The 13,224-nt window shown below is 51.4% G+C and carries 12 protein-coding genes; 7 read left to right on the top strand and 5 right to left on the bottom strand.

Features of this window, described 5'->3' with window-relative positions:
- Nucleotides 1-72 precede the first annotated feature (72 nt).
- On the top strand, nt 73-1,242 hold the full coding sequence (locus HHO50_RS04885) for an AIR synthase related protein (RefSeq protein ID WP_181304885.1): 1,170 nt from the start codon (nt 73-75) through the stop codon (nt 1,240-1,242).
- Between the two features lie 152 nt (nt 1,243-1,394).
- The gene (locus HHO50_RS04890; RefSeq protein WP_181304886.1) at nt 1,395-2,090 is read left to right on the top strand and encodes a DUF4476 domain-containing protein; all 696 of its coding nucleotides are present in this window, start codon (nt 1,395-1,397) and stop codon (nt 2,088-2,090) included.
- A 201-nt stretch (nt 2,091-2,291) separates the two neighbouring features.
- On the opposite strand, the gene HHO50_RS04895 is transcribed toward HHO50_RS04890, so the two are convergent.
- The gene (locus HHO50_RS04895) at nt 2,292-2,768 is read right to left on the bottom strand and encodes a DUF4293 domain-containing protein (RefSeq protein ID WP_181304887.1); all 477 of its coding nucleotides are present in this window, start codon (nt 2,766-2,768) and stop codon (nt 2,292-2,294) included.
- Nucleotides 2,769-3,044: 276 nt separating this feature from the next.
- On the opposite strand from HHO50_RS04895, the gene HHO50_RS04900 reads away from it, so the two are divergent.
- From HHO50_RS04900 to HHO50_RS04915, 4 genes are all read left to right on the top strand, one after another.
- A complete protein-coding gene (locus HHO50_RS04900) occupies nt 3,045-3,488 on the top strand; it encodes a hypothetical protein (RefSeq protein WP_181304888.1) in 444 nt (147 codons plus the stop codon).
- 203 nt (nt 3,489-3,691) lie between these two features.
- Nucleotides 3,692-4,486 carry a tRNA pseudouridine(38-40) synthase TruA gene (truA, locus tag HHO50_RS04905; RefSeq protein WP_181304889.1) on the top strand — a complete coding sequence of 265 codons (795 nt, stop codon included), beginning with the start codon at nt 3,692-3,694 and terminating at the stop codon, nt 4,484-4,486.
- Nucleotides 4,487-5,313: 827 nt separating this feature from the next.
- The gene (locus HHO50_RS04910) at nt 5,314-7,080 is read left to right on the top strand and encodes an ABC transporter ATP-binding protein (protein ID WP_181304890.1); all 1,767 of its coding nucleotides are present in this window, start codon (nt 5,314-5,316) and stop codon (nt 7,078-7,080) included.
- Between the two features lie 132 nt (nt 7,081-7,212).
- The gene (locus HHO50_RS04915; RefSeq protein WP_181304891.1) at nt 7,213-7,734 is read left to right on the top strand and encodes an effector binding domain-containing protein; all 522 of its coding nucleotides are present in this window, start codon (nt 7,213-7,215) and stop codon (nt 7,732-7,734) included.
- A 270-nt stretch (nt 7,735-8,004) separates the two neighbouring features.
- Here the strand turns inward: HHO50_RS04915 and HHO50_RS04920 are convergent, their stop codons facing one another.
- From HHO50_RS04920 to HHO50_RS04930, 3 genes are all read right to left on the bottom strand, one after another.
- Nucleotides 8,005-8,250, bottom strand: a complete 246-nt coding sequence (locus tag HHO50_RS04920; protein ID WP_255478607.1) for a hypothetical protein — start codon at nt 8,248-8,250, stop codon at nt 8,005-8,007.
- 1,168 nt (nt 8,251-9,418) lie between these two features.
- Nucleotides 9,419-9,592 carry a hypothetical protein gene (locus HHO50_RS04925; protein WP_181304892.1) on the bottom strand — a complete coding sequence of 58 codons (174 nt, stop codon included), beginning with the start codon at nt 9,590-9,592 and terminating at the stop codon, nt 9,419-9,421.
- Nucleotides 9,593-10,002: 410 nt separating this feature from the next.
- Nucleotides 10,003-10,407, bottom strand: a complete 405-nt coding sequence (locus HHO50_RS04930; protein ID WP_181304893.1) for a hypothetical protein — start codon at nt 10,405-10,407, stop codon at nt 10,003-10,005.
- Between the two features lie 412 nt (nt 10,408-10,819).
- Between HHO50_RS04930 and HHO50_RS04935 the strand changes: the two genes are divergently transcribed.
- Nucleotides 10,820-11,242 carry a response regulator gene (locus HHO50_RS04935; protein WP_181304894.1) on the top strand — a complete coding sequence of 141 codons (423 nt, stop codon included), beginning with the start codon at nt 10,820-10,822 and terminating at the stop codon, nt 11,240-11,242.
- A gap of 613 nt (nt 11,243-11,855) precedes the next feature.
- Here the strand turns inward: HHO50_RS04935 and HHO50_RS04940 are convergent.
- Nucleotides 11,856-13,220, bottom strand: coding sequence for a sensor histidine kinase (locus HHO50_RS04940; RefSeq protein ID WP_181304895.1), 1,365 nt, complete (start codon nt 13,218-13,220; stop codon nt 11,856-11,858).
- Between the last annotated feature and the right edge of the window lie 4 nt (nt 13,221-13,224).

The following is a 13,224-nucleotide window of genomic DNA, read 5'->3' on the forward strand; positions in this document are numbered from 1 at the left end:
ACAGAACTGCGTTTAGGGGCTGTTTTTGCCAAACCAAGCCGAAAACGGCCTTTGACCTCAACCACTACCACCATGGAAAACCGGTATCTGCAACGGGGCGTCTCGGCCTCCAAAGAAGATGTGCACAACGCCATCAAGCACCTAGACAAAGGCTTGTTCCCGAAAGCGTTCTGCAAAATCATCCCAGACCTGCTGGTGGGTGACCCCGAGTTCTGCAACATCATGCACGCCGATGGCGCGGGTACCAAATCGGCCCTGGCGTATCTGTATTGGCGCGAGACCGGTGACTTATCCGTCTGGAAAGGAATTGCCCAGGACGCCATTGTCATGAACACCGATGACCTGCTCTGCGTAGGGGCGACCGATAATATTCTATTGTCTTCCACCATTGGAAGAAACAAGAACCTAGTGCCCGGCGAAGTGATAGCCGCCATCATCAACGGCACCGAGGAAGTTCTGCAGATGCTCCGCGACAACGGCATCGGCATCTATAGCACTGGCGGCGAGACCGCCGATGTGGGCGACCTGGTGCGCACCATCATTGTGGACAGCACCGTAACTGCCCGCATGAAACGCAGCGACGTTATCTCCAACCATACCATTCAGCCCGGCGATGTGATTGTGGGTTTCTCGTCTTACGGCCAGACCACCTATGAAACCGAGTACAACGGCGGCATGGGCAGCAACGGCCTCACCTCGGCCCGGCACGATGTATTCGCTCATTATTTAGCCAAGAACTATCCCGAGAGCTTTGACCCGGCCGTGCCGTCTGATTTGGTGTATTCCGGGAACTGCAACCTCACCGATGTCAACGAGGAAACCGGCTTAACCGTGGGCAAGTTGGTGCTGTCGCCTACCAGAACCTACGCGCCGCTGGTGCAGGCCATCTTAAAAGACTACCGCAGTCAACTGCACGGCATGGTGCATTGCAGCGGCGGGGCGCAAACCAAGGTGCTGCACTTTACCCAGAACGTACACATCATCAAAGACAACCTGTTGCCCGTGCCGCCGCTGTTCCGGCTTATTCAAGGGCAGAGCAATACCAGCTGGCAGGAAATGTACAAGGTCTTCAACATGGGCCACCGGTTGGAGCTGTACGTACCGGAGGTTATCGCGCAGGATTTAATCAGCATCAGTCAATCTTTCAACCTGGAGGCGCAGGTGATTGGCAGGGTAGAGGCCAGCGAGAAAAACGAGCTCACCATCCAGAGCCCGTACGGCCAGTTTTACTACGAGGGATAAACCTTAGCATAGAAGAACACTTAAGAAGAATCCTTTCGGTTTAGGGGCTGTTTTTGGTAAAACAGCCCCTAAACCGAAAGGATTTTTTTGTCTCTATATAGGTTTGGCATACTATTGGATTTAGGCCTTTGTGGCTCTTACTCACTCCTGTTATGAAACGTCTCTACTTCCTTCCTTTTCTTTTGCTGTGCCTGGTGCCGGTGCTGCACGCGCAGCCTACCCTAGATGCCGCTCTACTGGTGGAAACCCAACGCGGCGAATATTTCCACCTGACCATTGGCGGCCGTCTCATCAATCCGGCGCCTTCTACCAGAGTTGCCGTCGCAGATTTACCGGCGGGCCGACACATCTTGCACCTGCGGGTATTGGGCAGAAGCCGCCGGGCGCAGAACATTACCGCAGAAATCATGTTACAGAGCGGTTTTGAAAGTGTGTATGTGTTGGCGCCCACGGTGCCGGGCCGGGCTTTCCCGTTGGTGTTGCGCAAAGTAGAGGACGTGCCTTTGTCTCAGCCTGCTGCCCCGCCAGCTACCGGAAATGACATCTGCCGCTACGTCATGGAAAAGCCAGATGTAGACCGTGTGCTGCGGTTCATGAAAGAAGAAGGCTTTGACGACCGAAGGCTGGAAATCGCCAAAGGCGAAATAAAATTGGCCGGAGGCATCATGACCGAAGACCTCTATTTGCTCATGAAAGCCATCAGTTTTGAAAACCGAAGAGTAGAGTTAGCCAAATTCGCGTATGATTATGTCTGCGACCGCCAGCGGTTCAGCCGCGTGTTAGATGCCCTAGAGTCCAGTCTCAATAAACGCGAGTTGCAGGATTTCGTTTATAAAGCGATAAAATAGACGCTGGTTAGAAGCACAAGACGTTATTCCCAGAAATCGGGCTCCTTTCCAGAAATAGCCCCTAAACAGAGCGGCTCCGTTTAGAAAAACGGAGCCGCTCTGTTTAAAGCATGTTCAAGGCTTCATGAAGCATAAAGCTTGGCAAGTAGAAATCTTGTGTTAACAACTGATAACTAACAACTGATAACTAACAACTATCTCTTACCGCAAACGATCCATAGAACGAACCAAATCTTCATCGCGCTTGATGAAGCGGTTAGCCAGCACGTTCATCAATAAGCCGAAGGCTGGCAGATAAAAGCCGGACAGGTATTCGCCCTGGGTCTGCGTTTTGACCAGGTCTTCGCCCACGTAAGACGAGAAGTAGAAGGCGCAACCCATCAGGGCGGCCATCACCAGGGAGTTCAGCAAGCCCAGTTTCATTTGGGTAAGACGGCTCTTGTACTGGAAAATCTCATACAGGGCAATCAAGCCGGCTACGGCGGCCAATATGGCAATAAAAATAGTGTTCTTGGAGTCAGCGCCTGCCCCTCCGTTCACAGGCCCCAATGAAAAAGCGGTTAAGGCGTATTCCTGACCATCGGCGGGGTTAGTCTTGGCCCAAATGGGCAAAAAGAACATGGCCACCATGGCTACTACAATCAAAAACAGGAAAACGCTCTGGACTCTCTGTATCATAAATTTGTTTTGGTTTCGGTATCAATCGCAAAACTACACAAAACTTGTGAATCAAGAATAGCCCTTATTTTATATCCTTCCGCCCGGTAGTAAAGTGAAAGATGTGGTATATGTGTTTGTCCAATAAAGGCTTAAGTTCTCTGTAGAGGAGGTGAACTGAACTGCCTGGCTTTTGCCTATCCCCGGAACGGCGGTCGGCGGTTCATAAAAGAGCGTTGGGCTTCTGTTTTTGGCATGAACGTTGCAAACCCAATGTTAACTCTAAAGCCTAAAAAGATGAAACGATTGGTACTGTTCAGTTTGGTAAGTTTGCTGTTGTTGGGGAATGAAGTAGCTTCGGCGCAGCCGATGGAAAAGAACCCTATCATGGAAGCCAGGGCGAAACAAGCTTCCAAAGCAGAGAAGCAGCGCGCCAAAGCACTAGCCAAGGCTGCCCGCCAAAACGAAGCCTACCAGCAGGAAATGGCGAAGGCCAAGGAAAAGTATGAACGTGACCAAATCAACCTGAAAGAAGATTATAACCGCAGGCAGCATACATTACATGATAAGCTGGCCAAATCTACCGCCGGAGCCAGGGCCTTTGAGCAGGAAGTGGCCCGCCTCAAAGCCGATTACGAGCACGACAGGCAGCAGTTGCAGGAGCGTTATGAACGCAAGCGTGACCAGCGGCAAACTGCCTGGCAGTCGCAAAGAAGCTCTGTCTCTTTGGTAAGAATGTAAAAAGTACTTGTAGGTATGATCCATCCGTCAGCCAGAGCGGCCTCTTTGAAAGGGGCCGTTTTTTTGTGCAGATAACTTTTTGGGAAAGAGCAGAGACCCGTTTTAGGGCTACTTTCTATAAAACAGCCACAAAATAGAGTCGCTTTCTCTTTGGGAATGAGGCAGGCCCCGGGACTCAGGACGTATTTGCGTATCTTTGTGGCATGCGGTATTTTTTAGAAGTGGCGTATGACGGCACCCGGTTTCACGGCTGGCAGACGCAGCCCAATGCGCTGGCCGTGCAGGAAGTGCTGGATGATTGTTTACGCAGGGTTTTCAGGTTAGCCCAGGTGGAGACGGTAGGCAGCGGCCGCACCGATACGGGCGTCCATGCCACGCAGCAGTGGGTGCACGTAGACCTGCCGCAGGTGGTTCAGCCAGAAGAGATCCAGTATAAGCTCAGCCGTATTCTGCCGCCAGATATTTCGGTGGGGCAGGTGCTGCCGGTTGGGCCCGAGGCGCACACCCGCTTTGATGCCATCAGTCGGACGTACGAATACCGCATCACGTTGCAGAAAGACCCATTCTTGGTCAGGTACGCCTACTATCTATCCAGAAAGCCCGATGTGGTTAAAATGAACGAGGCCGCGCTTGCCTTGCTGCAACTGGAAGATTTCACCACTTTCTCCAAAGTAAAAGGCGATACCAAACATTACCGCTGCACCATTACCCAGGCCCATTGGCAGGAAGAAGGCTCGCAACTCATCTTTACCATCAAAGCCAACCGGTTCCTGCGCGGCATGGTGCGGTTGGTGGTAGGCACGCTGTTAGACGTGGGCAAGGGCAAGCTGACCGTGGCGCAGTTCAGAGAGGTGATTGAGCGGCAGGATCGTCGTTTGGCCAGCGGGGCCGCCCCCGCGCAAGGGCTGTTTCTGCACCGCGTGGACTATCCGGTAGATTACTTCGCGCAACAGCGGGTGCTTTTTGAGCAGGCGGCGGAAGCTGCCATGGAAGAGTAGACTTTATCTTTGATTTCGCGGTTTTGTGCATGCCGTTTGCTGTTGCTAGCGTAGTGGCTGGTTTGTGCGGTGCCCTTATGCTGAGTTGTTTCATCGTCTCCCTCCGTGCGCTCACGGCCGCGGGGCCCCGTCTTCCCCTCTCGCACTGCCCTTTCGGCCTGAACTGTCTTTTGCACTTAGCTACTGCCTGTTCAGGGCCAAAAGCGAGGCACGCTCGGGGAAGACTGGAACTTGGAAAGGAGGAAGAAAGTGTTGACTGAACTTTCTTCCTCTTAGTACATCTGCTTTCTAAAGCAGATACTCCCCCTTTGGAGGCCCATCTTGTAGGGAAACTTTTGCTGATGTCGCTGTTCGGGAGTTCCACTCCCGAACCTGCCGGGGAGTTCCACTCCGCCGGGAGCCACGGGCAAAAGAAGGGGAGTGGAACTCCGGAAGAGCGGGTTGATTTTCTGGGATTTTCATAAACTAAATAGCCGCTCATTTTTCCCTGCAAGATTAGCTTTGAAGGGGGCGAAGGAGGATGTTTACACTAGTTGATCACCCGCATTCCTACAACTGCGTCTCCACATCTACGCAACACCACCCACTCCAAAGACCGCGTAGTGTCTTTAGACCTACGAGTGTCTGGGTCAGTAGCCGGAGTAAAGCTCCATTTATTCCGTGCTTTATTGCGTACTTTTGTGCCGGAAAGCGTACGTTCTTTCGGGGGCTTTTTCTGGGAAAGAGGCTCTAAACGCTTTTCCCTGGGTTTGTGCTGCACCTGCTTCTGCCTGTTCTACGTTAGCAGAAACGAAGTGGCACGTTTATCATACTAGCGACATCCATCCATGAGTGAAATAGGAGGCAGCAAAACCGGGAGCGCGTTTGACTGGGAAGTGCTGCGGAAGATATTCCGGTTTGTGAAACCGTACCAGAAGGTGTTTTATCTGGTCATTTTTTTAACGGTCGCCTCGGCGGTTTTGGCAACTGTCCGGCCATTCCTCATCCAGGAAATGGTGGACAAGCAGATCCTGCAATACAACTGGCAGGGCGTGAACCGCATGTTCCTGTGGCTTATTGTGCTGCTGGTGGCCCATACCGCCGTGTCATACTTCCACACCTACTTCGCCGGTTGGCTGGGGCAGTACGTGGTGCGCGACATCCGGGTGAAACTGTATGAACACATCCTCAAGCTTAGGCTGAAGTTCTATGACCGCACGCCCATTGGGACGCTGGTGACGCGTAACGTGAGCGATGTGGAAACGCTGTCAGACGTGTTTTCTGAGGGTTTGGCCGCCATGATAGGTGATGTGCTCCAGCTTATCTTCATCCTGATCTACATGTTCTGGATTGACTGGAAACTCACGTTGGTCAGCCTTTCCATGTTCCCGCTGCTCATCATTAGCACGTACATTTTCAAGGAGAAAGTGAAAGACTCGTTCCAGGAGGTGCGGGGCGCGGTGGCCAGGCTGAACGCCTTTGTGCAGGAACATATCACGGGCATGATGGTGGTACAGATCTTCAGCAATGAGGAGCGGGAAATGAAGAAATTCCAGGCCATCAACAAAGAACACACCCGCGCCAACATCAAGTCTGTTTTGTACTACTCCATCTACTTCCCGGTGGCCGAGGTCATTGGCGCCGCCGGAACGGGCCTGTTGGTGTGGTACGGGGCCAAAGGCGTGATTCAGGAAACGGTTACCTTGGGGTCGCTCATCGCCTTTATCATGTACATAGGCATGTTCTTCAGGCCCATCCGGCAGATTGCCGATAGGTTCAATACGCTGCAACTGGGCGTGGTGAGTTCTGAGCGGATCATGCGGTTGCTGGAAAGCAAGGAGATGATCTCAGACTCGGGCACCTATGCCCCCAAAGAAATCAAAGGCGCGGTGGACTTTGAGAACGTCTGGTTTGCCTACAATGACGAAGATTGGGTGCTCAAAGGCGTTTCGTTTGCCGTGCATCCGGGCCAGACAGTGGCGCTGGTAGGTGCCACCGGAGCCGGTAAGACATCTGTCATCAACCTATTGAGCCGCTTCTACGAAATCAACAAAGGTACTATCAAAGTAGATGGCCGGGACGTGAAGGAATATGACCTGGAGGTGTTGCGCCAGCAGATAGGCGTGGTGCTCCAAGATGTGTTCCTGTTCTCCGGCACCATCGCCGACAACATCAGCCTAGGCAACAAAGAAATCACCGAAGACCAGATGTGGGAAGCCGCCCGCCTGGTGGGGGCCGACAGATTCATTGAACGCCTGCCCGGTGGCCTGCACTACAACGTGATGGAACGCGGCGCGACCTTGTCTGTGGGGCAGCGGCAGCTGATTTCGTTTGTGCGCGCCATGGTGTACAACCCTAGGATCATCATTCTGGACGAGGCCACTTCCAGCGTAGATTCTGAGACCGAGGAGCTGATTCAGTTCGCCATTGGGCAGTTGATGCAGGGCCGTACGTCTATTGTGATAGCCCACCGCCTCTCCACCATCCAGAAGGCCGACAACATCATTGTGCTGGACAGGGGCGAGATCAAGGAAAGCGGCCGGCATGAAGAGCTTATCCAGTCGGGTGGGTACTACGCCCAGTTACACGAGATGCAGTACAAGAACTTTGTATAGAGAGTGCCCCGTTTTAAGGCTGGTTTTAGAAAAACAGCCTTAAAACGGGTGGGCCATACAAGCGAGGCATTGGTGTTTATAGGTTACCTTTGCCTTCTTTACAGCAGCTCAAAAGAAATAAGATAGAATCAAATGAGGAAGTTCTTGATTTACCTGGCGGTAATAGTTGGCGTGGCGTTGGTGGCGTACACGTACATGGGTGGCTTTGCCGAGGTAAAAGTTTCGCAGGCTATGTCATCGCCAGCGGTGATTGCCGGTAAATATTATGAGGGCAGCACAGATTCAGAGGAGTTGGGGCAGATTTACCAAGAAGTGGGCAAAGCCGTAGAGCAGAAGCAGCTCACCGGCGACTTTGCGGGCATTTACTACAACAATCCCAACCAAGAGTCTAAAACGGTGAAGGCCTTTATTGGGGTAGCCGTGCAAGATTCCAGCGTTGCCTTGCCCACCGGGTTTACGGTTAGGGCAGTGCCTGCGGGCAGGCCGGTGTTGAAGGGGGAACTGGATGCCAACATCACCATCGCGCCCAAACGCATTTACGGAGCCCTTTTTGAGTACGCAGAGGAAAACAAGCTTGCCTTGCAGGAGTTCTACGTGGAACGTTTCCCCGAGGGAAAACCTGCCGTGATTGAAGTAGCCTTGGCAAAGAAGTAAACGTCTGTTTTAGGGCTGATTTAGCGAAAACAGCCTTAAAACGTAGGGCAGGGCCTCTGGGAGTCATTTCCGGAGGCTCTTTTTGTAGCTGCTTTCAGTTGCTGTAAACTCTTGTCACCCTCTTTCGCAGGCGTACCCGCTGAAGCGGGCAGTTTATAGAAGTAATGCAAAAAAGAAGGATCAGCTTTCTACGGCTGATCCTTTCGTTTACGCGTCATGGCTTGCGCCTTATCTATTATAAATCATCCCCGTGTAGGGGTACAGGTTCTGTTAGCTGCGGGTATTCATAATCCTGAACGCCTCGGCTCTGGTAATCTCTTTTTCCAGCAGCAGTAGGTTGTTCGCATTAATGATCAGGAGCAGAAATTGGTTTTTCAGGTCATGGTAGTAAATCAACATGGTCAAGTCTTCATAACCACGTTTGAAAATATTTCTGGCCTTTGTTCTTAAATTATATAGTTCCAATTTTATCTGCCTCAGTTTACCTGCCATAACGCTCAGCCTTCTTTCTTCCATGGGCTTGTTGAGTAGTTATACTGAAATGGAGGTAATGGGGTTACGGTAAAATGATAGAATAAAATTGTATTATGCAGGTGTGATGCCTGGTTTAATTATATGTAACTAGCTTATGTGTTGAACATTGTGAAAAATATTTACTTGTTCAGGGAAATATTGTTTAGGCTTTTTCTTGGACAATGGTTAGCGAGTAAGAAAGTAGAAGAAGTTGCTGGTCGCTAATTCTCTGCTGCAGATGTATGTTGTTTGCAAGCAAGGAAAGGTAGGCGCTGCTTTGCCACACCCTTTGATAAATAACATTAGGAGCGGCCCCGCACAGAATGACCCATGGAATGTGAGACATTCTGTGCTTGCCTGCTGTTACGCACTCCTGCTGGTGGTTCCCGGCGAGTCCGGAGACTCGCTTCAACCCTAGTCACGGGACTGGAGTCTCGCGCCAGTTATTTCCATACCTGTGAGGTCTTTAAGACCTCACAGGTATTTGCGGTTTGGGTTCTTTTTATGAAAAACAGGCCCAAAACGCAGCAGTGGGGTTCTCTTCTACTGGCTCATCCCACCCCACAGGATTTTTGCGCGCATTTCGTTCCCCCTTTGAGGGCCTAGGATGACAAGGTCAGTTGAGGAACCCAGAACCATGGAGCAAAGCATAGAACCCCCGGGAGCAGCATCGGGAAGGCGTGAATCTGCACGAGTATTCATCCTCGGCCTTTAAAGGCTCATCTTGTAGAGAAAAATCTTTCCTTGCTGTTCGGGAGTTCTACTCCCGAACCCGCCTGCTGCGGAGTTCCACTCCGCCGGGAGCCACGGGCAAAAGAAGGGGAGTGGAACTCCCCGGCAGTAAGCTTTCGGAGTGGAACTCCGAAAGCGCGGTTTGATTCTCTGGAATCTTTTGGAAATAAATAACCGTTCCTTTTTCCCTACAAGATGAGCTTCAAAGGGGATATCAGATATCGTTCTTCACCATGCTGGACTTATGGGGTAGGGTCAGCTACTGGAGAGGGGCTAGGCTATCTCTAGCGGAAGGTCAGGGGGTAGTAAATCTGTTAGAAAGTGTTCGGCCAGGGGTGGAAGAATGGGGTGGCTGCGGGAAATAGGGAGGGGAAGGTGGGGCAAAAAAAGACCCCAGCACCGGTGAGGCGGGGCTGAGGTCTCTGTTCGTGATTCCTTTTCAATTCTCTGAGAAGGTATAACCACAGAAGTTATAGATCTCAGCCAGAGGGGCTACTGGTGGCATGGTTTCTTGCAGCACCAGCGGGGGATTATGGGTTGATTCAAAACCCCAGCGGTTGCGGTTGCAGTAATGCAACTCTTTCGGTAATTCCAGTTTTCGGTGTTGTCCCATGATATACCTCCTGCTATTAAGATTGAAATACTAGGTGTTACCCCTACCTAAACACGTCACTTTCAATAAATTTACTTTTAGCCCAGGCACCCTTGAACATCATTTACGCGCAGAGCACTTATGCCTGCCATGAAAAGAACTTAGGCGGATGGGTGCCACCGCTATCTCTTCTGGGGCACTGGGGCTGGCAATAGTGATATCACTAAAACGGCCCTTGGGCGAACAAAGAACGCTGAAAACAGTTCGGCAGTATCTCCTGCGGTTTGCATAGTCCTGCCCCCGGTATTATTTGTTTCCCCTACTTTACGGCTGCTTAGCAGGTAATGGAACTAGCCGGTTCCCTGCGGGCATGCCCAGGCATGAGGTCGTAGTTGTAGCGTCATTTGCTAAAAGCATGCCATAAACAGAGGCTAGATATGCCTCGTCAAATCTCTGATTCTGCTACGCAGTTGGTCAAGGTGGTTTTGCTGTTGCTTCTGCTTGTCAATTTCCTCCAGTTGGTGCAGCAGCACCTGCATCTCGGCTAAATAGGCAGATCGGTCTTTCTTTAATCCTGCCGGAGGTACGTTCTCGCCCTCTTTCCCTTCTGTTTTGAACACATTGCCTTCGCCATAGATCACCCACCGCGAGTTCAGGTCTGGCAACTGCTTTAGCAAGGCCACCAAGTCATCCATGCAATAGTCTTCTCCCTGCAGAATGCAGCCCACAATATCTGGAGGCGTTTGGGTGAGTTGGCTTAGTTGGTACACATCTACCTCTTTTATACGCATGTAGAAATTGAGTCTGGCGCTGGTCTGCTGAAGGTTAATAGCCATAGGGTGAGTAGGTTAGAAGTACGGGTAAACGGTACCGCCCGATCTTGGTACAAAGGAAATGGCGTATCAGGAGCGGTGTCAATTCTTTTTGCTCATACGCAATTTAAGGAACTTGCGTTGAAGTGCCCGCGTCTGCTAGAGGCAGGTTTTACCACCGGGGGCCAAGAAGAATCCCAGCGTTGTTATAGTACTTATTACAGGAAAGCCTCTCCAGGAAGAAGAAGCTTTTACGGCTTGAGAATCAGAAAATAGGGGCAAAAGAGAGGCGGTGGCAATAGAACATGGCCGTAAACACCTGCCTTTTAACTTGATAAAATTAAGTTAAACAAAGATTTACTAAACTTGTATTATATTTGTTCCATAGACACATACGGGTAATTCTGTCTTGCCCCCTCTATAACAAAGAATTTATATGAAAACCCAGTTTGAGCCGTTGGATCTGATCATGTTGGTAGACGATGATGACACCACCAACTTTGTGAACAAGCGATTATTGACCAAACTGGGGGTAGCCCGGGAGATTCTGATCAAAAAGAATGGAGCCGAGGCCTTAGAGTACCTGCAGAAGTCCGCCCAGGATGGCGCGGCATACCCAGACCTTATTTTCCTGGATATCAAAATGCCGGTAATGGACGGGTTCAGTTTTCTGGACGAGTACCATAACCTTGCGCTGTCTGAGAACGGCAGCATGATTATCCTGATGTTGACCTCTTCGGCCAGCTTTTATGACCTGGAGCGCCTGAAAGGCTATGCCTCAGTGAAGAAGCATTTCTCCAAAGCATTAACGGAGAGCGATGTCCGGGATATCATGAATGATTATTATAAAAAGAACTAGTACCCCTATTGAAAGACTGGTGCGCCTTAGCAGGAGACGGTGGAGCACCAGAACCCACCCCTGCCCCTCCAAGGAGGGGAATACGCCTTCTTCTTTATAGCGCGGAGTTATTTCGTGACTTTTGATAAAGCTTCAGTAAGTCACGGAAGTACTGCTGATGCGTTTTAGGGCTGATTTTCAGAAAATGGACACTAAACGCATCAACGTGCAGATCAGATGCCAGTAGAGACCAGGCGCTGCCTTGTCTCTACTGGCACGCATTGCTTCTACGGTTGGTTTTACTGCGGGTGCAGACATTCGCCCCAGCGTTTTGGGGCTGTTTTGGGGAAAATAGGCAAGAAACGGCAACTTCCGCGGCATAGTAAATGAGAGTTCCCCCACAAACTTCTGCTCCTTTCCCCAGTTCCAGTCTTCCCCGAGCGCTTACCGCCAAAGATGAAACAATACAGCACCTGCACCCACGAAACGAACGGACATCCAAGGGAACACCGTAAGGCGTGCACCTGCCAACCTCTCAATAGAAACTAGTCCCAAGCAGAGGCCAAAGCGCAGAAAAAGCCAATGTATAAGTAGGTCTTTCTCTTTGGTGGGGTACAAGGCTTCCTGATCTACTTTATGCAAGAGCACTTATCGGCTGGGGCACCAACTCTGGCTCAGAGGGCCAGGTGAAATGCATGGCGGTTCCCCGGCCTTCAGACTGCACCCATACACGGCCCTGCTTCTCCTGCATGATTTTGCGGACAATCGCTAACCCAATACCGGTGCTGCCCGGGTGGTTCACGTCGTTGGTGGTCTCAAACAACTCAAAGATCTTTTCCTGGTCTTCCGCCGGAATGCCCGGGCCATCATCTTCCACCACAAACTCCCAGTGCCGGTTCTTCTGGAACGCCTTCACCCACACGTGCCCGGCGGGCAGGTCATGGTACCTAAGGGCATTGCTTAAGAGGTTCCCGAAAATCTGCTGTAAGTAGATTTCCTCTGCTTCAATAACCGGTAAATCAGGGGGGATGTGCAGCTGGAACCCCGCTGGAACAGTGAGGCTGGCGATCACGTTACGGACTAATTGCCCTACTGAGACAGGTTTCTTCTGTATCTGTTGGCGGCCCGTGAGGGAGTACGCCAGAACGTCACTGATCAGGTGCTCCATGCGGGAGGTCTGCCTCTGAATCATGGGCATCACGGCCAGGGCCTCTTCTTTGTTGTCTTCCTCCAGTAAATCAGTAACCGCAGAGGCCAGGCCCAGGATATTTTGCAGCGGAGCTTTCAGGTCGTGCGTAATGGTATGGGCAAACTCGTCTAAGGTTCTATTTACCCGCTCTAACTGCTGGTTCTTGGATTCCCGTTCCTGGAGCAGGGCGTGGATCTCATGGTTAGAGGTTTGCAGTTCCTGGTTCAGGTGCTGGATTTCCTGCAATTGGTATTCGGCCTCAATGGTGCGCACCTGCAGTTGCTCCATAAGCTCAATGAGCTGCTTGTTCTGGCGTTTTATCTCGGCGTAAGGCGATATCTCAGACTCATTGTTGAAGTAGTTGGCCCACCCCTGGATGATGGCTTTGTTGATAGGCGGGTGGTTGGCCGGAATACGCTTCTGGAGCCGTACGCGGGTGCCCTTCTCAAAATCACTGTCCAGCGAAAAATAGTCCACCAGTTTGCGGGAGCTGTAGATGCCCTGGCCTTTGCCTCCGGCGGGGGGGTATTTCCTGTCCAGAATATCCTGCACGTTGGGGATGCCCCGGCCTCTGTCTGCGACAAACGCCTCCAGAGACAAAAGTCCCCGGTTCTCTACCATGCTAAACCGAATGGTTCCTTCCCCCACGTGCTCCAGAACGTTACGGCAGATCTCAGAGACGGCCGTGGCAAACTTGGTCTGCGAGGCAACGGGTAGCCCCGAGAACTCAGAAAGCTGCATGGTGCGTTTGTAGGCCAATACCACATCCAGTTCGTTCTGCAGCTTAATGATAGTGATAGGTTGATCCATGGGG

Origin of the sequence: Rufibacter sp. XAAS-G3-1, from assembly GCF_013623775.1 — a bacterium.
Lineage (GTDB): Bacteria > Bacteroidota > Bacteroidia > Cytophagales > Hymenobacteraceae > Nibribacter.